This is a genomic window from Streptomyces sp. NBC_01237 (genome assembly GCF_035917275.1).
Classification (GTDB): domain Bacteria; phylum Actinomycetota; class Actinomycetes; order Streptomycetales; family Streptomycetaceae; genus Streptomyces.
This window is the reverse complement of the sequence record NZ_CP108508.1, coordinates 2,056,138-2,079,749: the sequence shown is the minus strand read 5'-3', so window position 1 is coordinate 2,079,749 and position 23,612 is coordinate 2,056,138. Positions and strand designations below refer to the sequence as shown.

General features: G+C 70.3%; 21 protein-coding genes. 17 read left to right on the top strand and 4 right to left on the bottom strand.

Going from position 1 to position 23,612, the window contains the following annotated elements; translation table 11 throughout:
- The first annotated feature begins 312 nt into the window (after nucleotides 1-312).
- On the top strand, nucleotides 313-1,326 hold the full coding sequence (locus tag OG251_RS09280; protein WP_326676709.1) for a TerC family protein: 1,014 nt from the start codon (nucleotides 313-315) through the stop codon (nucleotides 1,324-1,326).
- A gap of 271 nt (nucleotides 1,327-1,597) precedes the next feature.
- Here OG251_RS09280 and OG251_RS09275 read toward each other — a convergent pair whose 3' ends face one another.
- On the bottom strand, nucleotides 1,598-2,254 hold the full coding sequence (locus OG251_RS09275) for an MBL fold metallo-hydrolase (protein WP_326676708.1): 657 nt from the start codon (nucleotides 2,252-2,254) through the stop codon (nucleotides 1,598-1,600).
- Between the two features lie 10 nt (nucleotides 2,255-2,264).
- A complete protein-coding gene (locus OG251_RS09270) occupies nucleotides 2,265-2,957 on the bottom strand; it encodes a maleylpyruvate isomerase family mycothiol-dependent enzyme (protein WP_326676707.1) in 693 nt (230 codons plus the stop codon).
- 175 nt (nucleotides 2,958-3,132) lie between these two features.
- Between OG251_RS09270 and uvrA the strand changes: the two genes are divergently transcribed.
- Nucleotides 3,133-6,213 (top strand): excinuclease ABC subunit UvrA, encoded by a 3,081-nt coding sequence (uvrA, locus tag OG251_RS09265; RefSeq protein ID WP_326676706.1) that lies wholly within the window; start codon nucleotides 3,133-3,135, stop codon nucleotides 6,211-6,213.
- A gap of 214 nt (nucleotides 6,214-6,427) precedes the next feature.
- Nucleotides 6,428-6,856 (top strand): Rieske (2Fe-2S) protein, encoded by a 429-nt coding sequence (locus tag OG251_RS09260; RefSeq protein WP_326676705.1) that lies wholly within the window; start codon nucleotides 6,428-6,430, stop codon nucleotides 6,854-6,856.
- A 68-nt stretch (nucleotides 6,857-6,924) separates the two neighbouring features.
- Here the strand turns inward: OG251_RS09260 and OG251_RS09255 are convergent, their stop codons facing one another.
- Entirely contained in the window at nucleotides 6,925-7,851 is a 927-nt protein-coding gene (locus OG251_RS09255) for a hypothetical protein (RefSeq protein WP_326676704.1), read from the bottom strand.
- Nucleotides 7,852-8,079: 228 nt separating this feature from the next.
- On the opposite strand from OG251_RS09255, the gene OG251_RS09250 reads away from it, so the two are divergent.
- The 14 genes from OG251_RS09250 to OG251_RS09185 all read left to right on the top strand — a co-directional run bounded on the left by OG251_RS09250 (nucleotide 8,080) and on the right by OG251_RS09185 (nucleotide 23,195).
- On the top strand, nucleotides 8,080-8,694 hold the full coding sequence (locus tag OG251_RS09250) for a papain-like cysteine protease family protein (protein ID WP_326676703.1): 615 nt from the start codon (nucleotides 8,080-8,082) through the stop codon (nucleotides 8,692-8,694).
- A gap of 4 nt (nucleotides 8,695-8,698) precedes the next feature.
- On the top strand, nucleotides 8,699-9,637 hold the full coding sequence (locus OG251_RS09245; RefSeq protein WP_326676702.1) for a hypothetical protein: 939 nt from the start codon (nucleotides 8,699-8,701) through the stop codon (nucleotides 9,635-9,637).
- A gap of 111 nt (nucleotides 9,638-9,748) precedes the next feature.
- Nucleotides 9,749-11,854 carry an excinuclease ABC subunit UvrC gene (uvrC, locus tag OG251_RS09240; RefSeq protein ID WP_326676701.1) on the top strand — a complete coding sequence of 702 codons (2,106 nt, stop codon included), beginning with the start codon at nucleotides 9,749-9,751 and terminating at the stop codon, nucleotides 11,852-11,854.
- The gene (rapZ, locus tag OG251_RS09235; protein ID WP_326676700.1) at nucleotides 11,851-12,861 is read left to right on the top strand and encodes an RNase adapter RapZ; all 1,011 of its coding nucleotides are present in this window, start codon (nucleotides 11,851-11,853) and stop codon (nucleotides 12,859-12,861) included. The genes uvrC and rapZ overlap by 4 nt, the downstream gene beginning before the upstream one ends.
- Complete coding sequence (locus tag OG251_RS09230) at nucleotides 12,858-13,892, top strand: gluconeogenesis factor YvcK family protein (RefSeq protein WP_326676699.1); 1,035 nt, start codon at nucleotides 12,858-12,860, stop codon at nucleotides 13,890-13,892. Before rapZ ends, OG251_RS09230 begins: the two co-directional genes overlap by 4 nt.
- Complete coding sequence (gene whiA / locus OG251_RS09225) at nucleotides 13,883-14,872, top strand: DNA-binding protein WhiA (RefSeq protein ID WP_030919772.1); 990 nt, start codon at nucleotides 13,883-13,885, stop codon at nucleotides 14,870-14,872. Before OG251_RS09230 ends, whiA begins: the two co-directional genes overlap by 10 nt.
- A gap of 491 nt (nucleotides 14,873-15,363) precedes the next feature.
- Complete coding sequence (gene gap / locus OG251_RS09220; RefSeq protein ID WP_266808207.1) at nucleotides 15,364-16,374, top strand: type I glyceraldehyde-3-phosphate dehydrogenase; 1,011 nt, start codon at nucleotides 15,364-15,366, stop codon at nucleotides 16,372-16,374.
- Between the two features lie 111 nt (nucleotides 16,375-16,485).
- The gene (locus tag OG251_RS09215) at nucleotides 16,486-17,697 is read left to right on the top strand and encodes a phosphoglycerate kinase (RefSeq protein WP_326676698.1); all 1,212 of its coding nucleotides are present in this window, start codon (nucleotides 16,486-16,488) and stop codon (nucleotides 17,695-17,697) included.
- A gap of 6 nt (nucleotides 17,698-17,703) precedes the next feature.
- The gene (tpiA, locus tag OG251_RS09210) at nucleotides 17,704-18,480 is read left to right on the top strand and encodes a triose-phosphate isomerase (protein WP_326676697.1); all 777 of its coding nucleotides are present in this window, start codon (nucleotides 17,704-17,706) and stop codon (nucleotides 18,478-18,480) included.
- A 113-nt stretch (nucleotides 18,481-18,593) separates the two neighbouring features.
- Nucleotides 18,594-18,830, top strand: coding sequence for a preprotein translocase subunit SecG (secG, locus tag OG251_RS09205; RefSeq protein WP_018104607.1), 237 nt, complete (start codon nucleotides 18,594-18,596; stop codon nucleotides 18,828-18,830).
- A gap of 109 nt (nucleotides 18,831-18,939) precedes the next feature.
- A complete protein-coding gene (locus OG251_RS09200) occupies nucleotides 18,940-19,275 on the top strand; it encodes an RNA polymerase-binding protein RbpA (protein WP_136207022.1) in 336 nt (111 codons plus the stop codon).
- Nucleotides 19,276-19,448: 173 nt separating this feature from the next.
- Entirely contained in the window at nucleotides 19,449-21,101 is a 1,653-nt protein-coding gene (pgi, locus tag OG251_RS09195) for a glucose-6-phosphate isomerase (RefSeq protein WP_326676696.1), read from the top strand.
- Nucleotides 21,102-21,105: 4 nt separating this feature from the next.
- Nucleotides 21,106-21,609, top strand: coding sequence for a PH domain-containing protein (locus OG251_RS09190; protein WP_326676695.1), 504 nt, complete (start codon nucleotides 21,106-21,108; stop codon nucleotides 21,607-21,609).
- A complete protein-coding gene (locus tag OG251_RS09185; RefSeq protein WP_326676694.1) occupies nucleotides 21,606-23,195 on the top strand; it encodes a PH domain-containing protein in 1,590 nt (529 codons plus the stop codon). Before OG251_RS09190 ends, OG251_RS09185 begins: the two co-directional genes overlap by 4 nt.
- 5 nt (nucleotides 23,196-23,200) lie before the next feature.
- On the opposite strand, the gene OG251_RS09180 is transcribed toward OG251_RS09185, so the two are convergent.
- Nucleotides 23,201-23,563, bottom strand: coding sequence for a VOC family protein (locus OG251_RS09180; protein ID WP_326676693.1), 363 nt, complete (start codon nucleotides 23,561-23,563; stop codon nucleotides 23,201-23,203).
- Nucleotides 23,564-23,612 lie beyond the last annotated feature (49 nt).

The following is a 23,612-nucleotide window of genomic DNA, read 5'->3' as shown; positions in this document are numbered from 1 at the left end:
GCCGCCGGGAGTCCCCTGACCGGCCGGTCAGGGGACTCCCGGGCCGACCGCTATCCATGCCCCTCCATGAGAATCGCACGGCTCTGACCTGCTGTTTTGGTGGTTCCTTTACTCTTCCCTTTACCTTTTCTTGGTGTTACCTGTACTGTTCTGAGGACGGAGGGGAGTACTCCCATACGCGACGTTCCCGTCAGTACGGACTGTGACCGGTCCCGGGGCGTCGGCCAGGCGCGCATCCCGTGCGCTCAGGTGGAAGAGACCTCCGGCAGCGACGACGCTGATCAGTAGCCGTAGCGAACTGCCGGAGGCGCAGTGGACGTTTCATGGACCCTTTGGGTGCTGACCATTCTTGGTCTGTGCGCCTTGATCGCCGTCGACTTCTTCATCGGGCGCAAGCCCCATGACGTGTCGACCAAAGAAGCAGGAATCTGGACCATCGTCTGGATCACGCTGGCCGTCCTCTTCGGACTGGGCCTGCTGGTCTTCGGCGAGAGCCAGGCCTCCGGCGAGTTCTTCGCCGGCTTCATCACCGAGAAGTCGCTCAGTGTCGACAACCTCTTCGTCTTCGTCCTGATCATGGCGAAGTTCTCGGTGCCGTCCCACCTCCAGCAGCGCGTGCTGCTCATCGGCGTGCTGATCGCGCTGGTACTGCGAGCGATCTTCATCGCCGCCGGTGCCGCCGTCATCGCCAACTTCTCGTGGGTCTTCTACATCTTCGGCGCGTTCCTGATCTACACCGCCTGGAAGCTCATCCAGGAGGCGCGGGCCGGTGACGAGGAAGAGGACTTCGAGGAGAACCGACTCCTCAAGTCGATCGAGCACCGCTTCGGTGTCGCCGACAGGTACCACGGCACCAAGCTCTTCATCAGGAACAACGGCAAGCGTGTCCTGACCCCCCTGATGGTGGTCATGCTCGCCATCGGCACCACCGATGTGCTGTTCGCGCTGGACTCCATCCCGGCGATCTTCGGCCTGACCCAGGACCCGTACATCGTCTTCACCGCCAACGCCTTCGCCCTGATGGGGCTGCGTCAGCTGTACTTCCTCATCGGCGGTCTGCTGAAGAAGCTGGTTCACCTCAGCTACGGCCTCTCGGTGATCCTCGGCTTCATCGGCGTCAAGCTGGTGCTGCACGCGCTGCACGAGTCCGGGGTACATGTCCCCGAGATCTCCATCCCGTTCTCGCTCTCCGTCATCTGCGGCGTGCTGGTGATCACCACGATCACCAGCCTCATCGCCAACAAGAAGCAGGTGGCGGCGGCCGAGGCCGAGGCGGCGAAGGCGGCCGAGCCGACCGACGAGGAGACCAAGAGCATCTCCGGCTGAGCCACTGAGCCGCTGCGCCGCCGAGGCGGTGCAGCGCGCCGGCCGCAGAGGCTGCGCGGGAAGGTCCGGCACCGGCCGGGGCGAGTGCGGATGTGTCCGCCCGCCCCGGCCGGTGTGCGTAGAGGGCCGGGGCGGCCCGCACGCTCCTGGGGACCCATCGGCGACGACGGTCACGGGGCGTCCGAGGAACGCCACCCACGACGTCCGTGGCTCACCCATGACGTCCGTGGGTCACCCCCGGCGTCCGTGGGTCACGCGTCGCGCGGGCGGGTCACCAGCCGCGGGCGCGCCAGCCGGGGAGCTGCGGACGCTCGTCGCCGAGCGTGGTGTCGTGCCCGTGCCCGGGGTAGACCCAGGTCTCGTCGGGCAGCCGGTCGAACAGCTTGGTCTCCACGTCGTGGAGCAGGCTCGCGAAGGCATCCGGGTCCTTGCGCGTATTGCCGACCCCGCCGGGGAAGAGGCAGTCTCCCGTGAACAGGTGCGGAGCTCCGTGCGGGTCGTCGTAGACCAGCGCGATGGAGCCCGGCGTGTGTCCGGTCAGATGGCGGGCGGTCAGCGAGACCCGGCCGACGCGGATCGTGTCGTTGTCCTCGACGAGTACGTCGGTCGGGACCGGGATGCCCTCGGCGTCGTACCGGCCCGCGTACGTACGTGCTCCGGTGGCCGCCACCACCTCGCCCAGCGCCTGCCAGTGATCGCCGTGCTGATGGGTCGTGACGACGGACGTGATGCCGTCGTCACCGATCAGCCCGAGCAGGGTCCGCGCCTCGGCGGCCGCGTCGATCAGGAGCTGCTCGCCGGTGGCCCGGCAGCGCAGCAGATACGCGTTGTTGTTCATCCGGCCGACGGCGACCTTGGAGATCATCAGATCCGTCAGCTCGTGCACATCCGCAGGTCCGCCGACCTTGACCGCTCCGCTGTACGTCATACGGCCCAGCCTATAGCGGCGGCAGCGCGGGCAGCGGGCCGTTCGGCACGGTCAGGGCCGAGCCGTCGCGCCGCCCGCAGAGCCAGCCGAGCAGCTCGGCCGCCGGACCGCGGACCGCCGTCGGTCCGCCCTCGGCGCCGCCGCCCGTCGACCAGTGGCGGCCGTCCTCGTCGGTCACGGTGGTGGCCACCACGTCGGGGTGCCCGGCGAAGCGGGCGGTGAGGAAGGCGATCTCCCGGGTCACGAACTCCTCCGGCAGGTCCTCCAGCTCGTAGCCGATGCCCAGGTCGACCTGGTGCAGCTCCAGCTCGATCCGGCGGCGGAAGGGGACCCGCGCCGCCGAGTCCGTGACCCCGTTGCGCAGGGTGACCGTACGCGACCAGTCGGCCGGCTCCGCGGCGGCCGCCGCGAGGAAGCGGGCCCCGCTGTCGCGGAGGTCGGCCAGTTGTTCGGCGAGAGGGCGGGGGGCGTCGCGGGCGATGTCCTGGTCCCGGGTTTCGCTGCTCGCGTACATCGGCAGGCCCCGGAGAACATTTGCCAGCGCGTCGGCGTTACGTGACAGGTGGGCCAGTACATGGCCCCGGCTCCAGCCGGGCAACCGTGACGGCTCGCCGACAGTGGCGTTGTCCCATTTGCCCGCTGCGGTGAGCAGTCGTTCGGTCGCTTCGCGTACAGCTTCCAGGTCGCGCGCATGATCAATCATGAGGCCGAGCCTAGCTTCGCCACTCATTCGGGTGAAGGAGTTCAGGGCCGACCGTAAATCGAATGCGCGTGCTATACGCTCGGAGTCGAAAGCCTCATACATCGCTGTGGCACCCCCCATACCCTGGGAGGGGGGCTCAGTTCCCCCGCTTCTCTCAAGAAAGGTGCGGACCGGCGTGGCCGACCGTCTCATCGTCCGTGGCGCGCGCGAGCACAACCTCAAGAACGTCTCGCTCGACCTCCCCCGCGACTCCCTCATCGTCTTCACCGGGCTCTCCGGGTCGGGCAAGTCGTCCCTCGCGTTCGACACGATCTTCGCCGAGGGCCAGCGGCGCTACGTGGAGTCCCTCTCCTCGTACGCCCGGCAGTTCCTCGGCCAGATGGACAAGCCGGACGTCGACTTCATCGAGGGCCTCTCGCCCGCTGTCTCCATCGACCAGAAGTCGACCTCGCGCAACCCGCGCTCGACGGTCGGCACGATCACCGAGGTCTACGACTACCTCCGGCTGCTCTTCGCCCGGATCGGCAAGCCGCACTGTCCGGAGTGCGGGCGGCCCATCTCCCGCCAGTCGCCGCAGGCCATCGTCGACAAGGTGCTCGGCTTGCCCGAGGGCAGCCGCTTCCAGGTGCTCTCGCCGCTGGTGCGCGAGCGCAAGGGCGAGTTCGTCGACCTCTTCGCCGACCTCCAGACCAAGGGCTACAGCCGGGCCAGGGTCGACGGCGCGACCATCCAGCTCTCCGAGCCGCCCACGCTGAAGAAGCAGGAGAAGCACACCATCGAGGTGGTCGTCGACCGCCTCACCGTGAAGGACAGTGCCAAGCGCCGGCTGACCGACTCGGTCGAGACCGCGCTCGGCCTCTCCGGCGGCATGGTCGTGCTCGACTTCGTCGACCTCCCCGAGGACGACCCCGAGCGTGAGCGGATGTACTCCGAGCACCTCTACTGCCCGTACGACGACCTCTCCTTCGAGGAGATGGAGCCCCGCTCCTTCTCCTTCAACTCGCCCTTCGGCGCCTGCCCCGACTGCACGGGCATCGGTACGCGCATGGAGGTCGACCCGGAGCTGATCGTCCCGGACGAGGAGAAGTCCCTCGACGAGGGAGCGATCCACCCCTGGTCGCACGGCCACACCAAGGAGTACTTCGGGCGGCTGATCGGCGCACTCTCCGAAGCCCTCGGATTCCGTACGGACATCCCCTGGGCCGGACTGCCGCAGCGCGCCAAGAAGGCCCTGCTCTTCGGCCACAAGATCCAGACCGAGGTGCGCTACCGCAACCGGTACGGCCGCGAGCGCGCCTACACGACCCCCGCCTTCGAAGGCGCGGTGCAGTTCGTCAAGCGGCGCCACTCCGAGGCCGAGAGCGACTCCAGCCGTGAGCGCTTCGAGGGCTACATGCGCGAGGTGCCCTGCCCGACCTGTGAGGGCACCCGGCTCAAGCCGATCGTGCTCGCGGTGACGGTGATGGAGAAGTCCATCGCCCAGGTCTCCGCGATGTCGATCAGCGAATGCGCCGAGTTCCTCGGCCGGATGAAGCTGAACGCCCGCGACAAGAAGATCGCCGAGCGCGTGCTCAAGGAGGTCAACGAGCGGCTGAGGTTCCTCGTCGACGTCGGCCTCGACTACCTCTCGCTCAACCGGGCCGCGGGGACCCTGTCCGGCGGCGAGGCCCAGCGCATCCGGCTCGCCACGCAGATCGGCTCCGGCCTGGTCGGTGTGCTGTACGTCCTGGACGAGCCGTCCATCGGGCTCCACCAGCGGGACAACCACCGTCTGATCGAGACCCTGGTCCGGCTCCGCGACATGGGCAACACCCTCATCGTCGTCGAGCACGACGAGGACACCATCAAGGTCGCCGACTGGGTCGTCGACATCGGCCCCGGCGCCGGTGAGCACGGCGGCAAGGTGGTCCACTCCGGCTCGCTCAAGGAGCTGCTGGCCAACAAGGAGTCGATCACCGGCCAGTATCTGTCCGGCAAGCGGGCGATCGCGATGCCCGACATCCGGCGCCCGGTCGACCCCGGCCGCCGCCTCACGGTGCACGGTGCCCGGGAGAACAACCTCCAGGACATCGACGTCTCCTTCCCGCTCGGCGTCCTCACGGCCGTCACGGGCGTCTCGGGGTCCGGGAAGTCGACCCTGGTCAACGACATCCTCTACACCCACCTGGCCCGCGAGCTGAACGGTGCCAAGTCGGTCCCCGGCCGGCACACCCGGGTCGACGGCGACGACCTCGTCGACAAGGTGGTGCACGTCGACCAGTCGCCGATCGGCCGTACGCCCCGGTCCAACCCGGCCACGTACACCGGAGTCTTCGACCATGTCCGCCGACTGTTCGCCGAGACGATGGAGGCGAAGGTGCGCGGCTATCTGCCGGGCCGTTTCTCCTTCAACGTCAAGGGCGGCCGCTGCGAGAACTGCTCCGGCGACGGCACCATCAAGATCGAGATGAACTTCCTGCCCGATGTGTACGTCCCGTGCGAGGTCTGCCACGGAGCGCGCTACAACCGGGAGACCCTGGAGGTCCACTACAAGGGCAAGTCCATCGCCGAGGTGCTGGACATGCCGATCGAGGAGGGCCTGGAGTTCTTCGAGGCCGTCCCGACGATCGCCCGCCACCTCCGTACGCTCAACGAGGTGGGTCTCGGATACGTCAGGCTCGGGCAGTCCGCGCCGACGCTCTCCGGCGGCGAGGCCCAGCGCGTGAAGCTGGCGAGCGAGCTCCAGAAGCGCTCCACCGGCCGCACGGTCTACGTCCTGGACGAGCCGACCACCGGTCTGCACTTCGAGGACATCAGCAAGCTGATCAAGGTGCTCTCCGGCCTGGTCGACAAGGGCAACACGGTGATCGTCATCGAGCACAACCTCGATGTCATCAAGACCGCGGACTGGGTCATCGACATGGGCCCCGAAGGGGGCAACGGCGGCGGTCTGGTCGTCGCCGAGGGCACTCCGGAGAAGGTCGCCTCGGTGCCCGCCAGCCACACCGGCAAGTTCCTCCAGGGCATCCTGGACGCGGACCGGATCAGTGAGGCGGCGCTGCCCACGGCCCGTAAGCCTGCCCGCAGGAAGACGGCCGCGGCGAAGGCCGCCCCGGCCGCACGCAAGACGGCCGCCGCCACCGGCACGGCCAAGGCCACGAAGGCCGCCAAGACGGCCAAGAGCACGACGACGGCCAAAAGCTCGACGGCGGCCAAGAGCACAGCGGCGGCCAAGAGCACGGCGGCGAAGAAGACGGCCCGCGCCCGCAAGGCGTGACCTCACTGCCGCGCTGATGTCGTGCTGACGGTGGTGGCCCCCTGATCAGGGGGCCACCACCGTCGCGTTCCGGGCCAGGACCGGCCCGGCCGCAGGCCCGCCGATCTCCGCCGGTATCGTCGTTTCTGTCACCGGGAGCGTCGGCCACTGTGGTCACGGGTACGCACCGGCGACCGCCCGCACCACCTCCGAAGACCGACCCGTGGAGATACGCATGCCCGGCCAGCCCGCCGCCCGCCGTACCGTGCTGAAGGGTGCCGCTCTCGCCGGTGCCGCCGGGCTGGGAGTGGCCGCCTGCTCGACCGATTCCAAGCTCGGCCACGCGCAGACGCCCACGCCGACCGCGCCCGTCGACCTCGGCGCCGCGTCCGAGGTCCCGGTCGGCGGTGCCAAGCTCTACCGCGAGCAGCGTCTCGTCGTGAGCTGCCCGGCGAAGGGCGAGTACAAGGCGTTCAGCGCCCAGTGCACCCACGGTGGCTGCGTCCTGGACAAGGTCGAGGGCACCGAGGGCCACTGCCCCTGCCACGGCAGCCGCTTCGACATGACCACCGGCAAGGCGATCCATGGACCGGCCACCGTGCCGCTGCCCTCCATCCCGGTCACGGCCGAGGGCGGAAAGCTCGTCGCGGGCCCCGAAGCCTGACGCACGGGTAACGGCACAGACGCCGCTACCGGGGCACAGGCACCCCGCACGGAACCGCTCCCGGCCGACTACTCCCAGTCCCAGTCGATGCCGACGAGACCGGGCCGTACCCCCTGCTCCACCAGATGTACGGTCCGGTGCCGGCCGGTGAGGGTCAGGTCGGTCCGGGCACCGCGCGCCGCTCCCGCCGATGCCTGGACGAAGCGCCGGCACCGTACCGGCAGCGCCGCCTCGTCGAAGCGGATCTGGAGCACGTACTGCCCGCCGCCGAAGGTGAAGCCACGCACGTACTCACCGCAGGGCTCACCCGTACCGTCGTCGAAGGCGTAGCCGAAGAGGTACGTCTCACCGGCCCGCAGCCGGGTGTCGAAGAGCAGCTCCGCCACGAGCACCCCCGTACCCCTGTCCCAGCGGACCCGGCCGGTCCGGCAGTTCTCCCGGGCCCGTACGGTGATCCGCGACGGCTCACAGCCCGGATCGCCCCGGTAGACCGCGAGGTAGCGGTCGACGCCGTCGCGATGCGCCCGCACGACGTGCTGCGAGTCGCGGCCCGCCATCTCCCGGCCCGCCCCTATCCGGACCCGCTCCTGATGCCCCACGGTGTGCAGCCCGCCGTCCACCGGTGACTCCATCGCCGCCAGCAGCCGCTCCACCGCACCCGACGCCTCCATCAGCGAGCGGTACGAGCGGGCCGCCGGACGCTCGGAGTCCGCGGGCGCGTCCCCGGTCTCCAGCAGCCGCAGCAGCGAGTTCTCCGGCAGTGCGAGAACGGCCTCCAGCGCCTGCACCGCACGCAGCGACTCGGCGCGCCGCGGGCGGCGCGCGCCCTGCTGCCAGTAACTGAGACTCGTCACCCCGACCTTGATTCCCCGGTGCGCGAGGTGGTGCTGGACCCGCTGGAGCGGCAGCCCGCGCACGGACAGGGCGGTACGCAGGGCCAGATGGAAGGGGCCCGTGTGCAGCACCTGGGCGAGTTCGGTCTCGGTGTGCCGCATGTCGGGCCTCCGGTGAACGTTCACGACGGGGAGCGGGGACATCACCCGGGTGGGAGCGGGGGGCCAGGTGACCGGGGCGGGACTGTTCACACATCCGTCGCGCCGTTCACACCGTGATGTCACCCCGCATTGAAGCGTGTTGACCGGTTCCGGACAACGGTCGATGCTCCTGAACAGCGTCCGGACGCGCTCCTCCGATCCCACCCCCCCCGCCATGGGAGGAACGCCATGCACAACCGAAGAATCAGGCCGGGAAGGTTCCCGTTCACGGCACTCCTGGCCGCCGTGCTCCTCGCCGTGCCGGCGGCGACCGCCACCGCCGCCCAGACCCCGGCCGTCACGCCGGACAGCAGCGCCGTCGCCGCCACCCAGCGGCTGAACATCACCATGCAGGCCCAGCAGAAGACCAACTGGTGCTGGGCGGCCGCGGGCAACACCATCGCCACCTGGTTCGGGCGGAACTACTCCCAGAACCAGTTCTGCAACGCCGCCTTCAACCGGTCCCAGGGCTATGAGTGCCCCAACTCGCAGGCCACGCTGGGCAATGTCCAGGACGGTCTGTCCTGGGCCGGAGTCAACCCCGGTTCGTACGTCACGGGCTACCTGCGCTACGCGACGGTGCAGGGCGAGATATCCGCCGGCCGCCCCGTCGAGACACGTATCCAGTGGTCCTCCGGCGGCGGGCACATGCACGTCCTGTACGGCTACGACGACGCAAGCAGCTGGGTCTACTGGGGCGACCCCTGGCCTTCCAGCAACCGCTACAACTGGGCCTCGCACGCCTGGTACGTGAACAACAACGAGTTCTCCTGGACCCACTCGCTGTACCGGATCGGGGCGTGACGGCATGACATCCACGACCCGGCGCATCGTCACGGCCACCGCGCTCACCGGTGCCGCCCTGTTCGCCGCGGCCTCTCCCCAGGCCGTGGCGGACGGCGGACCGGCGGGCCGCCCCGCCCCCACCGCGCCCGCCTTCGCCGCCCCGGCCCTCACCGCCCCGGCCCTGGCGGCCGCCCACGAGGCGGCCGTCTCGGCCTCCACCCTGGACACCCTGTCCCGGTTCTTCGCCAGGGAGGGCGCGGTCACCCGGGCGGCGGCCGCACCACGGATCGAGGGAGCGGCCGTCCCCGTACGCACGCTCTCCGCGGACTTCGTCGCCGGGAAACCGGGAGCCGCCCTCAGCACGCTCGACTACCTCGCCTCCACCGCGGTCTCCTCGGACGGGCAGAAGGCGTCCCTGTGGACCGTCCCGAAGGCGGGCCGGGGCGCCGACTGGCAGGTGGTGAACATCGCCACCGGCGACGACGAGGCGCGCTACACCGCGGCGGGCGCCCGCAAGCTCCCCGGCGGCACCGTGTTCCGGGAGCCGCAGATCGACGCCTGGTACGTCCACAAGGGGAGCAGGGTGCTCCCGCTGGACGAGGACGCCGCCGGGGCGGTCGGCGCCTCGGGAACCACGCTGAGCGCCTACGGGAACCGGGTGCGGGAGGCGTACGGGGACAAGCTCCCCGGCTCCGGCTACGCCCGTTCCGGCAGGGCGGGCGGCTACGGCCCCGACGCGGCGACGGGCTCCGGACCCGCGCCGGGACCCGCCTCGGGTCCGGGCTCCGGACCCGTCATGGCCGCCACCGCGGCCGGTGCCCCGGACACCGCCGCCGACGGGGCCCTGACCGCCACCTCGGCCGTCGCCGGAGCCGGGGCCCTGCTGGCCCTGGCGCTCTGCGGCATCACCGCGGCCCGCCGCCACCGCCGTACCCGGGAGACCCCCGCGTCCGGCGTCTGACCGGCCCCACCGGCCCGCGCTCCGGGGTGCGCACACCTCACCCGCACCCCGGAGCGCGGCACCACCCTCGGCGAGGGCCCGTTGTCACACTCCGCAAGTAGGGTGTGAGACATGGCAGACCCCTCCAGCTACCGCCCCAAGCCGGGACAGATCCCCGACTCCCCGGGGGTCTACAAGTTCCGCGACGAGCACCGCCGGGTGATCTACGTCGGGAAGGCGAAGAACCTGCGCCAGCGCCTGGCCAACTACTTCCAGGACCTGGCCGGTCTGCACCCGCGTACCCGCACGATGGTCACGACGGCCGCCTCCGTCGAATGGACCGTCGTCTCCACCGAGGTCGAGGCGCTCCAGCTGGAGTACTCCTGGATCAAGGAGTTCGACCCCCGGTTCAACGTCAAGTACCGCGACGACAAGAGCTATCCCTACCTCGCGGTCACGCTCAACGAGGACTTCCCGCGGGTCCAGGTCATGCGCGGCGCCAAGAAGAAGGGCGTGCGCTACTTCGGCCCGTACGGGCACGCGTGGGCGATCCGCGAGACCGTCGACCTGATGCTCCGCGTCTTCCCCGTCCGTACGTGCTCCGCGGGCGTGTTCAAGAACGCCGCCAGGACCGGCCGCCCCTGCCTCCTCGGCTACATCGGCAAGTGCTCGGCCCCCTGCGTCGGCCGGGTCACCCCCGAGGAGCACCGCGAACTGGCCGAGGACTTCTGCGACTTCATGGCCGGCCGGACGGGGACGTACATCCGCCGGCTGGAGAAGGACATGATGGCGGCGGCGGAGGAGATGGAGTACGAGCGGGCCGCCCGGCTCCGCGACGACGCCGAAGCGCTCAAGCGGGCCATGGAGAAGAGCGCCGTCGTCCTCGCCGACGCCACCGACGCCGACCTGATCGCCGTCGCCGAGGACGAGCTGGAAGCGGCCGTCCAGATCTTCCACGTCCGCGGCGGCCGGGTGCGCGGCCAGCGCGGCTGGGTCACGGACAAGGTCGAGGCGGTCGACACCTCGGGCCTGGTCGAGCACGCCCTCCAGCAGCTGTACGGCGAGGAGACGGGCGACTCGGTCCCCAAGGAGGTCCTGGTGCCGGCCCTCCCCGAGGAGACCGAAGCGGTCGCCCAGTGGCTCGCCGACCGCCGGGGCTCCCAGGTCAGCCTGCGCATCCCGCAGCGCGGCGACAAGAAGGACCTGATGGTCACCGTCCAGCGCAACGCCCAGCAGGCGCTCGGACTGCACAAGACCAAGCGCGCCTCCGACCTCACGACCCGCTCCCGCGCCCTGGAGGAGATCACCGAGGCGCTCGGCCTCGACACGGCGCCCCTGCGCATCGAGTGCTACGACATCTCCCACCTCCAGGGCGACGACGTGGTGGCGTCCATGGTGGTCTTCGAGGACGGGCTCGCCCGCAAGAGCGAGTACCGCCGCTTCCAGATCAAGGGCTTCGAGGGCCAGGACGACGTCCGCTCGATGCACGAGGTGATCGGGCGCCGCTTCAAGCGCTATCTCCAGGACAAGGAGCGGACGGGGGAGTGGGAGGAACCCCAGGAATCCGGCCCGGCGCCCACGGGGCCCGTCCCCGCACCGGCGCCCGCCGGTCCCGCACCCAGTGGTCCCGTCCCCGCACCGGGGCCCGCCGGGGAGCCCGGTCCCGCCGAGCACGACCCCGGTGCCGGGGAGAGCGAGCCCCGCGAGGACGACGGCCGTCCCAAGCGGTTCGCGTATCCGCCGCAGCTCGTCGTGGTCGACGGCGGGCAGCCCCAGGTGGCCGCAGCCAAGCGCGCCCTGGACGAACTGGGGATCGACGACATCGCCGTCTGCGGGCTGGCCAAACGCCTCGAAGAGGTCTGGCTGCCCGGTGACGACGACCCCGTCGTCCTGCCCCGCTCCAGCGAGGGCCTCTACCTCCTCCAGCGCGTCCGCGACGAGGCGCACCGGTTCGCCATCACCTACCAGCGGGCCAAGCGGGCCAAGCGCATCCGCAGCAGCCCCCTGGACGACGTCACCGGCCTCGGCGAGACCCGGAAACAGGCGCTGATCAAGCATTTCGGCTCGGTGAAGAAGCTGAGGCAGGCGACAATCGATGAGATCTGCGAGGTCCCGGGGATAGGCCGCAGGACGGCGGAATCGGTGGCCGCCGCCCTCGCCTCGACCGCCCCGGCCGCGCCTGCCGTGAACACGGCCACAGGAGAGATCATTGAAGAGGACGACGGGGGCACGTCATGAATGAGCACACGCACGAGACCGAGAACGACACCGCGCCCGCGCACGGACCCGAGCGCGACCATGAACACGAGCACGAAGACCGAGCAGACGGAGCAGCAGACGTGAGTACGGGCACCGCGAACGAGACGGGCGAGACCGCCACGGCAGCCATTCCCGAACTGGTGATCATCTCCGGGATGTCGGGCGCCGGGCGCAGCACCGCCGCCAAGTGTCTGGAGGACCTCGGCTGGTTCGTCGTCGACAATCTGCCGCCCGCGCTGATCCCCACCATGGTGGAGCTCGGCGCCCGCTCGCAGGGCAATGTGGCCCGGATCGCCGTCGTCGTCGACGTGCGGGGCCGCCGTTTCTTCGACAACCTCCGGGAGTCCCTCGCGGACCTGGAGGCCAAGCACGTCACCAGGCGGATCGTTTTCCTGGAGTCCTCCGACGACGCCCTGGTGCGCCGCTTCGAGTCGGTGCGCCGCCCGCACCCGCTCCAGGGCGACGGCCGGATCGTCGACGGCATCGCGGCCGAGCGCGATCTGCTGCGCGAGCTGCGCGGCGACGCCGACCTGGTGATCGACACCTCCAGCCTCAACGTGCACGAACTGCGGGCCAAGATGGACGCCCAGTTCGCGGGCGACGAGGAGCCGGAGCTGCGGGCCACGGTGATGTCGTTCGGTTTCAAGTACGGCCTGCCGGTCGACGCCGACCTGGTCGTGGACTGCCGGTTCCTGCCCAACCCGCACTGGGTCCCGGAGCTGCGCCCGTTCACCGGTCTCAACGAGGAGGTGTCCGCGTACGTCTTCGACCAGCCGGGCGCCAAGGAATTCCTCAACCAGTACACGGAACTGCTCCAGCTGATCGCCTCGGGCTACCGCCGCGAGGGCAAGCGGTACGTGACCATCGCCGTCGGGTGCACGGGCGGCAAGCACCGCTCGGTCGCGATGTCGGAGAAGCTCGCCGCCCGGCTGGCCACGGAGGGGATCGAGACCGTACTCGTCCACCGGGACATGGGGCGCGAGTGACCGGGCGCAATCTGCGTCTGCGGAGACTCAGCAGAGCCACCTCGGCGCTCTCCGGCCGCAAGCGCGGCGCGCAGCCCAAGGTCGTCGCGCTCGGCGGCGGCATGGGACTGTCGGCGTCCCTCGCGGCGCTGCGCCGGATCACCGGCGATCTCACGGCCGTGGTCACCGTCGCCGACGACGGGGGCTCCAGCGGCAGGCTGCGCGAGGAGCTGGGCGTCCTGCCGCCCGGCGACCTGCGCAAGGCGCTCGCCGCGCTCTGCGGTGACGACGACTGGGGCCAGACCTGGTCCCGGGTCATCCAGCACCGCTTCGTGTCCAAGGGCGATCTGCACGAGCACGCGGTCGGCAATCTGCTGATCGTCGCCCTCTGGGAGCAGCTCGGCGACCATGTCCAGGCTCTCGACCTGGTCGGCAAGCTGCTCGGCGCGCACGGCCGGGTGCTGCCGATGTCGGCCGTGCCGCTGGAGCTCCAGGCGCTGGTACGGGGGCACGACCCCGACCGCCCCGAGGACATCGTCACGGTGCGTGGCCAGGCGACGGTGGCGCTCACTCCGGGCGAGGTGCAGTCCGTGCACGTCGTCCCGATCGACCCGCCGGCCGTCCCCGAAGCGGTCGAGGCCGTCCTCGACGCGGACTGGGTGGTGCTCGGCCCCGGCTCCTGGTTCTCCTCCGTGATTCCCCATCTGCTGGTGCCGGATCTGCTCGACGCGCTGGTCTCCACGAAGGCCCGGAAGGTCCTTTCGCTGAACCTCGCGCCACAACCCGGTGAAACAGATGGCTTCTCTCCGCAGCGTCATTTGGAGGTTTTGGGACGACACGCCCCTAAACTCGCCCTGGACGTGGTGCTGGCCGACGAGGCCGCCGTGCCCGATCGCGAGTCCCTCGCCGATGCCGCAAAACGGCTCGGTGCCGCGGTCGAGCTGGCGCCTGTGGCCTCACCCGACGGCGTTCCGATTCATGATCCGGAGCTGTTGGCCGCCGCGTACGACCGTATTTTTCGGATGCATGGAAGGATCGGCCCATGGCGATGACGCCAGCGGTGAAGGACGAAATCTCTCGGCTTCCCGTCACCCGGACCTGCTGCAGGAAGGCAGAAGTCTCGGCGATTCTTCGTTTCGCGGGCGGGCTGCACCTGGTGAGCGGCCGGATTGTGATCGAGGCGGAGCTGGACACCGCGATGGCGGCGCGCCGGCTCAAGCGCGACATTCTCGAAATCTTCGGGCACAGCTCCGAACTGATCGTGATGGCTCCCGGCGGGCTGCGGCGCGGCTCGCGCTATGTCGTCCGCGTGGTGGCGGGCGGTGACCAGCTGGCCCGCCAGACCGGCCTGGTGGACGGCCGCGGCCGTCCCATCCGCGGGCTCCCCCCGCAGGTGGTCTCGGGGGCCACCTGCGACGCGGAGGCGGCCTGGCGCGGGGCGTTCCTGGCGCACGGCTCGCTCACCGAGCCGGGCCGCTCCTCCTCGCTGGAGGTGACCTGCCCGGGTCCGGAGGCGGCGCTCGCACTGGTCGGTGCGGCCCGCAGGCTCTCCATCGCGGCGAAGGCGCGCGAGGTGCGCGGCGTGGACCGTGTCGTCGTCCGGGACGGCGACGCGATCGGCGCGCTGCTGACCCGGCTCGGCGCCCATGAGTCGGTGCTGGCCTGGGAGGAGCGCCGGATGCGGCGCGAGGTCCGGGCCACGGCGAACCGGCTGGCCAACTTCGACGACGCCAACCTCCGCCGCTCGGCACGGGCCGCGGTGGCGGCCGGGGCCCGGGTGGGGCGCGCGCTGGAGATCCTGGGCGAGGAGGTGCCCGAGCACCTCGCGGCAGCCGGACGCCTGCGCATGGAGCACAAGCAGGCGTCCCTGGAGGAACTGGGCGCGCTCGCCGACCCGCCGCTGACCAAGGACGCGGTCGCGGGCCGGATCCGCCGACTGCTGGCCATGGCCGACAAGCGGGCCCAGGACCTGGGTATCCCGGGGACGGAGTCCACCCTGAGCGAGGAGCTGGCCGACGGCCTCGTCGGCTGACCGGGCCCCTGCGCACCGCCCGGCCGGTACCCGGGCGCCCGAGCCGACCCAGGCCGTGACCGCCCGGCCGGTACCCGGGCGCCCGAGCCGACCCAGGCCGTGACCGCCCGGCCGGTACCCGGGCGCCCGAGCCGACCCAGGCCGTGACCGCCCCGCCGGGACCCGGCGCGGGCCGGCAGCACACGACCGCGCCGACCGGTCGCCGGACCCCTTCGCGAAGGCGCCGCGACCTCTTCGGGAAGGCGCCGCGAACCCTCCGGAGCCGATGCTCCGTACCGCCTCCCACAGGCCCGGGACCAAGGTCCCGGGCCGCGTAGGGACCAAAGGACTCCGGGCCCGTACTCCTACTCGGGAGTACGGGCCCGCCTGCTCGTCCGGCCCTCTCGATGTCACTCCCGGGCCCTTGGAGAGGTAGGGTCGGAGGCGGTCGGGGACATCCCATACAACTCGCCGGCGTCGAAAACCGGCGTACCTAACGAGGAGATCGGTTCGTGACGATCCGCGTAGGCATCAACGGCTTTGGCCGCATCGGTCGTAACTACTTCCGCGCGCTGCTGGAGCAGGGTGCGGACATCGAGATCGTGGCTGTCAACGACCTGGGTGACACTGCGACCACGGCCCACCTGCTGAAGTACGACACCATTCTGGGTCGTCTCAAGGCAGAGGTGAGCCACACCGCCGACACCATCACCGTCGACGGTCACACCATCAAGGTGCTCTCCGAGCGCAACCCGGCCGACATCCCCTGGGGTCAGCTGGGTGTCGACATCGTGATCGAGTCGACCGGCATCTTCACCAAGAAGGCCGACGCCGAGAAGCACATCGCCGGTGGCGCCAAGAAGGTCCTCATCTCGGCTCCGGCCAAGGACGAGGACATCACCATCGTGATGGGCGTCAACCAGGACAAGTACGACGCGGCCAACCACCACATCATCTCCAACGCCTCCTGCACCACCAACTGTGTGGCGCCGATGGCCAAGGTTCTCGACGAGAACTTCGGCATCGTCAAGGGCCTGATGACGACGGTCCACGCGTACACCAACGACCAGCGCATCCTGGACTTCCCGCACTCGGACCTGCGTCGCGCCCGCGCCGCGGCCGAGAACATCATTCCGACCACGACGGGTGCCGCCAAGGCCACCGCCCTGGTCCTTCCGCAGCTCAAGGGCAAGCTCGACGGCATCGCGATGCGCGTCCCGGTCCCGACCGGTTCCGCCACCGACCTCGTCGTGGAGCTGCAGCGCGAAGTCACCAAGGACGAGGTCAACGCCGCGTTCAAGAAGGCGTCCGACGACGGCGACCTCAAGGGCTTCCTGGCCTACACCGAGGACCCGATCGTCTCGTCCGACATCGTCGGCGACCCGGCGTCCTGCACCTTCGACTCCTCCCTGACGATGGTTCAGGAAGGCAAGACGGTGAAGATCCTCGGCTGGTACGACAACGAGTGGGGTTACTCCAACCGCCTCGTCGACCTGACCGTCTTCGTCGGCGGCCAGCTCTGATCCTCGGATCGGCAGGCATCTCGATGTGAGAGTGGGGCTCGAACGGCGCAACGCGGCGCCGTTCGAGCCCCCTTGCATGCTCATCCGTCGTTGCAAGGAGTAACGGAACTGATGAAGACGATCGACGAACTTCTCGCCGAAGGGGTCGCGGGCAAGCGGGTATTCGTCCGCGCCGACCTCAATGTGCCGCTCGACGGCACCACCATCACCGACGACGGCCGCATCCGGGCCGTCGTCCCGACGGTCGCCAAGCTCGCCGACGCCGGTGCGCGGGTCATCGTCGCCTCGCACCTGGGCCGCCCCAAGGGTGCCCCGGACCCGGCCTTCTCGCTGGCGCCCGCCGCCGCCCGCCTGGGTGAGCTCCTCGGCAAGGACGTCGCCTTCGCGACCGACACCGTCGGCGAGTCCGCCCGCGCCACGGTCGCCGCGCTCACCGACGGCCAGGTCGCCGTCATCGAGAACCTGCGCTTCAACGCCGGTGAGACGGCGAAGGACGACGCCGAGCGCGGTGCCTTCGCCGACCAGCTGGCCGAGCTCGCCGATGTGTACGTGGGCGACGGCTTCGGCGCCGTCCACCGCAAGCACGCCTCGGTCTTCGACCTCCCGGCCCGGCTGCCGCACTACGCGGGCTTCCTCATCGCCACCGAGGTCGGCGTACTGAAGAAGCTCACCTCCGACGTCAAGCGGCCGTACGCCGTCGTCCTCGGCGGCGCCAAGGTCTCCGACAAGCTCGGGGTCATCGACCACCTGCTGGAGAAGGCCGACCGCATCCTGATCGGCGGCGGCATGGCGTACACCTTCCTCAAGGCCCAGGGCCACGAGGTCGGCAACTCGCTGCTCCAGGAGGACCAGGTCCCGGCCGTCCAGGGCTACCTCAAGCGTGCCCAGGAGCTCGGCGTGGAGTTCGTGCTCCCCGTCGACGTCCTGGTCGCGGGCGAGTTCCCGGACCTGAAGACCAAGGCCCCGGCCCACCCGAGCACGGTCGCCGCCGACGCCATCCCGGCCGGCCGGCAGGGTCTGGACCTCGGTCCCGAGACCCGCAAGCTGTACGCATCGAAGCTCGCCGACGCGGCCACCGTCTTCTGGAACGGCCCCATGGGCGTCTTCGAACACCCCGACTACGCCGAGGGCACGCGCGCGCTCGCCCAGGCACTCGTCGACTCCCCGGCCTTCAGCGTCGTCGGCGGTGGCGACTCCGCCGCCGCCGTCCGCATCCTGGGCTTCGACGAGAACGCATTCGGCCACATCTCGACCGGTGGCGGCGCCAGCCTCGAATACCTCGAGGGCAAGACGCTTCCCGGCCTCGCCGCACTGGAGGACTGACTCTTCATGACCACCCGCACCCCGCTGATGGCGGGCAACTGGAAGATGAACCTCAACCACCTTGAGGCCATCGCTCACGTCCAGAAGCTCGCCTTCGCCCTCGCCGACAAGGACTACGACGCCGTAGAGGTCGCCGTCCTGCCGCCCTTCACCGACCTGCGCTCCGTGCAGACCCTGGTCGACGGCGACAAGCTGAAGATCAAGTACGGCGCCCAGGACATCTCGGCGCACGACTCCGGCGCGTACACCGGTGAGATCTCCGGCGCCATGCTCGCCAAGCTGAAGTGCACGTACGTGGCCGTCGGCCACAGCGAGCGCCGCCAGTACCACGCCGAGACCGACGAGGTCTGCAACGCCAAGGTGAAGGCCGCGTTCAAGCACGGCCTGACCCCGATCCTCTGCGTCGGCGAGGGCCTGGACATCCGCAAGGCCGGTGACCAGGTCTCCTACACGCTCGCGCAGCTCGACGGTGCCCTCAAGGACATCCCGGCCGAGCAGGCCGAGTCCATCGTGATCGCCTACGAGCCGGTCTGGGCCATCGGGACCGGCGAGGTCGCCACCCCCGAGGACGCCCAGGAGGTGTGCGGAGCGATCCGCCGCCGGCTGGCCGAGCTGTACTCGCAGGAGCTGGCCGACGCCGTCCGCATCCAGTACGGCGGCTCGGTGAAGTCCGGCAATGTCGCGGCCATCATGGCTCAGCCGGACGTGGACGGTGCCCTGATCGGCGGCGCCGCGCTGGACACCGACGAGTTCGTCAAGATCGTCCGCTTCCGCGACCAGTGAGTATGCGCTAGCGCGGATCCGTCGTACCCTTGCGGGGGCCGAGGGGGTAACACCCTCCGGCCCCCGTTGTCCGTACATGCAGTCCTAAGAATTCCGGAAAGTAGGGACCAGCCGTGATTTTGGGGTTCGAGATCGCCCTGATCGTCTTCAGCCTGCTGCTGATGCTGCTGGTGCTGATGCACAAGGGAAAGGGCGGCGGCCTCTCCGACATGTTCGGTGGCGGTATGCAGTCCTCCGTCGGTGGTTCCTCGGTCGCCGAGCGCAACCTCGACCGCATCACCGTCGTGGTCGGTCTGGGCTGGTTCGCCTGCATTGTGGTCCTTGGTCTGCTGATCAAGCTGGACAACTGACCCGTCGTCCGCGAATCCCGGTGAGGGTGTAACTCCTTTCACTGGACGCGCGTTGGGCCTTACGTAGACTGGGGCATCTTCGAGCACCATCACGCAGGGAGTTACGACCGTGGCAAGTGGCAACGCGATTCGGGGAAGCCGGGTCGGAGCGGGGCCGATGGGGGAGGCCGAGCGGGGCGAGTCCGCACCGCGCCTCCGCATCTCCTTCTGGTGCTCGAACGGGCACGAGACGCAGCCGAGCTTCGCCCATGACGCGCAGGTACCGGAGACCTGGGACTGCCCGCGCTGCGGCTTCCCGGCCGGCCAGGACCGGGACAGCCCGCCGGACCCGCCCCGCACCGAGCCGTACAAGACGCATCTGGCGTACGTACGGGAACGGCGCAGTGACGCGGACGGCGAAGCCATTCTCGCCGAGGCACTTGCCAAACTCCGCGGCGAAATCTAGAAGACGTTCACCGGCCGGGCACCCCAGGGTGTCCGGCCGGACTGCAATTCCCGCGCAGTCGCCCGTGATTCCCGTGCCGCAGCCCGCCCTCGCGCCCCGATGACCTCGGATCAATTAGGTTGGAGGGGCAGCGGGGATGCGCAAGTACGAGAAGAAGTGGGCTGATATCCGCGATGAACGCACAAAGCCGAACCAGGCTCAATCAGATGCCCGAGTGGACGGCTCTCGGCAAGCACCGTGAAGAGCTCGGCGGGACCCATCTGCGACAGCTGTTCGCGGACAGTCCGGACCGCGGCAGCGCCTACACCCTGCGGGTCGGCGACCTCCACCTCGACTACTCCAAGCACCTGGTCACCGACGAGACGCTCCGCCTGCTGCGCGAGCTCGCCGCCGCCACCCGGGTCGCGGAGCTGCGGGACGCGATGTTCCGCGGCGAGAAGATCAACACCACCGAGGACCGGGCCGTCCTGCACACCGCGCTCCGCGCCCCGCGCGACGCCGTGATCGAGGTCGACGGCGAGAACGTGGTGCCCGGCGTGCACGCCGTCCTCGACAAGATGGCCGCCTTCTCCGAGAAGGTCAGGGCGGGGCAGTGGACCGGTCACACCGGCCGTCCCGTCAAGAACATCGTGAACATCGGCATCGGCGGCTCCGACCTGGGCCCCGCCATGGCGTACGAGGTGCTGCGCTCCTTCACGGACCGCTCGCTCACCGTCCGCTTCGTCTCCAACGTCGACGGCGCCGACCTCCACGAGGCGGTCCGCGACCTCGACGCGGCCGAGACGCTGTTCATCGTCGCGTCCAAGACGTTCACCACGATCGAGACCATCACCAACGCCACCTCCGCGCGCGACTGGCTGCTCACCGAGCTGAAGGCCGGTCAGGACGCCGTCGCCCAGCACTTCGTGGCGCTGTCGACCAATGCCGAGAAGGTCGCGGACTTCGGTATCGACACGGCCAACATGTTCGAGTTCTGGGACTGGGTCGGCGGCCGGTACTCCTACGACTCCGCGATCGGCCTCTCGCTGATGATCGCCATCGGCCCGGAGCGGTTCCGCGAGATGCTCGACGGCTTCCACCTCGTCGACGAGCACTTCCGTACCGCGCCCGCCGAGGAGAACGCCCCGCTGCTGCTCGGCCTGCTGGGTGTCTGGTACGGCGCCTTCTTCGACGCCCAGTCGCACGCGGTGCTGCCCTACAGCCACTACCTGTCCAAGTTCACCGCGTACCTCCAGCAGCTGGACATGGAGTCCAACGGCAAGTCCGTCGACCGGGACGGCAACCCCGTCGACTGGCAGACCGGTCCGGTGGTCTGGGGCACGCCCGGCACCAACGGCCAGCACGCCTACTACCAGCTGATCCACCAGGGCACGAAGATGATCCCGGCGGACTTCATCGGCTTCGCCGCCCCGGTGCACGACCTGCTGCCCGGACTGATCGCCCAGCACGACCTGCTGATGGCCAACTTCTTCGCCCAGACCCAGGCCCTCGCCTTCGGCAAGACGCCCGACGAGGTCCGTGCGGAAGGGGTGCCCGAGGAGCTGGTTCCGCACAAGACGTTCCGGGGCAACCACCCGACGACCACAATCCTCGCCGACAAGCTGACCCCCTCGGTCCTCGGCCAGCTGATCGCGCTCTACGAGCACAAGGTCTTCGTCCAGGGCGCCGTCTGGAACATCGACTCCTTCGACCAGTGGGGCGTCGAGCTCGGCAAGGTCCTCGCCAGGAAGATCGAGCCGGTCCTGACCGAGGGCACCGGCGGCGAGCAGCTGGACAGCTCCACCGCCGCGCTGGTCGCCGCCTACCGCACGCTGCGGGGGCGCTGAGCCGATGCCGCAGGGGGAGGGGACGGTACGGCTCCGGCCGCCGAACAACAGACTGGACGGGCGGGCCGTCGGCTGGTGGCGGGCCCAGTGGGCGCTGCTGACCGCGTTGCCGGTCGTGGTGCTCGGTGTGCTGGGCGCGCTCATCGAGCCCGCCCGCCTCTGGCTGCTGCTGCCCGCCGCGGTGCTGGCGGCGGCCGGATCGGCCTGTGCCGTCCTTCTCCCCCTGTGGTGGTTCCGTACGCACCGGTGGGAGGTCACCGAGGACGCGGTGTACGTCCGCACCGGTGTCCTGTGGCAGGAGTGGCGGATCGCGCCGATGTCCCGCATCCAGACCGTGGACACCGTGCGCGGTCCGCTGGAACAGCTCTTCCGGCTCGCCACGGTCACCGTCACCACCGCGTCGGCCAAGGGCGCGGTGAAGATCGAGGGACTGGACCACGAGGTGGCGGCGGAGCTGGCCGAGCGGCTGACCCGGATCACCCAGGACACCCCCGGCGACGCCACATGAGCGCGGTGGACGACTGGCGCCGCCTGCACCCCCGTACGGTGCTCGTCACCGCGCTCGTCACGGCGGGCGTCGTGGCGGGCGCGGCCGTACCGACCACCGTCGGTCTCTCCGGCCGGCTCGGGACGGGAACGGCCGCGCTGTGGGTGCTGGCCGGAGCCGTCCTGCTGATCGGCTGCGCGACGGCCGGTGACTACGTCCGCTGGCGCCGCACCCGCTACCGCGTCGGCCCCGAACGCGTCGACCTCCACACCGGCCTCCTGCTCGTCAAACGCCGCTCCCTGGCCCGCGAACGCATCCGCAGCGTCGACCTCACCGCCCACCTGATGCTGCGTCTCCTCGGCCTCGTCACGGTCAAGATCGGCACCGGGGAGCACACCGGCGGTGAATCCACCCTGGAACTCGACCCGGTGACCCGCGGCGAGGGCGAACGGCTGCGCAGGCTCCTGCTGGAACGCACCGCCACCGGAGCCGAAGGCACCCACCGAGAGGGTGAGCTGGCCACCCTCGACCCGCGGTGGATCCGCTACGCCCCGGTCTCGTTCGTCGCCCCGATGCTCGGCGGAGCCGCGGCAGGAGCGGTGCTCCAGGTCAGCGAGTGGGTCGGGGCACAGCGCCAGGTCATCGCCTGGGTCGGCGACCGCTTCCGGGACACCCCGGTGCTCTGGACGGTCGTGACCCTGGTCGTCGCGGCCGTCGTCGCGGGGGCCGTCGGAGCGCTCGGACTCTGGGTCGAGATGTGGTGGAACTACCGCCTGGAGCGTGAGCCGGGTGGCACCCTGCGGGTCCGGCGCGGGCTGCTGACCACCCGGTCCATCTCCGTCGAGGAGGCCAGGCTGCACGGGGTGGACCTCGTGGAGCCGCTCGGCGTCCGGTTGCTGGGCGCCGCCCGGCTGGACGCGATCACCACCGGGATGGCCAAGGACGAGGACTCGAAGAACGCCGACCACAACACCCTGCTCCCGCCCGTGCCCCGGCAGTTGGCCGACAGCGTCGCCGCCGAGGTGCTGCGGGAGACACACACCCCGACCGGGGTCCCGCTCACCGGGCACCCCCGTGCCGCCCGCCGCCGGAGACTGCGCTGGGCGCTCTGGTCGACCCTCGCTCCCGCCCTGGTGCTGGCCGTGCTCGGGGCGCTGCTCACGCCCGTCCTGCTCTGGATCGCGCTCGTCTGCGCGGTGGTGTTCCCGCCCGTCGCGGTCCTGCTCGCGCTGGACGCCTACCGGGCGCTCGGACATGCCGTCGGCGGCCGGTACCTGGTGACCCGGTCGGGCACCCTACGGCGCTCCACCGCGGCCCTGGAACGGGCCGGGGTGATCGGCTGGACGGTCAAGCAGTCGTACTTCCAGCGGCGGGCCGGACTGCTGAGCGTCACGGCCACCACGGCCGCCGGAGCGGGCGCCTACACGGCGTACGACACCGACGCGGGCGAGGGCCTCACCTTCGCCGCCGAAGCCGTCCCCGGCCTCCTGGAACCCTTCCTGGAGCGCACCCCGAGGAGCCCGGAGCGCACCCCGGCGACGCTCGGGCCCACCCCGGCGCCCGAGCACGCCCCGAGGACGCCGGAGCACTCCCCGAAGGACGTCTGAGGCGGTCAGCCGCCGTGCTCCGTATCGATCACGCAGAACCTGTTCCCCTCGGGGTCGGCCAGCACGACGAAGTCCGGGTCCGGCGGGTAGAGCTCCCACGCCACCCGGACCGCGCCGAGCGCGACCAGCCGCTCCACCTCGGCGGTCTGAGCGGCGGAGTAGAGGTCCAGATGGACCCGCGGGACCTCCTGCACCGGGGACTCGCTGCGCCCCAGCGACAGCCCGGCCCCCGTGCCCCCGTCCGGGACCAGTACCACCCAGTCGTCCGTCGCGGGCTCGCGCTCCACATAGCCCAGCGCCGCCTTCCAGAAGGCCGCCGCCCGCGCCACGTCCGACGCGCCCATCACCACGCTTCCGATGTGCACCATGGGCCGAGCCTTTCACGGTGCGGGTCATGACGGAGGCCCGGCCGCTCGA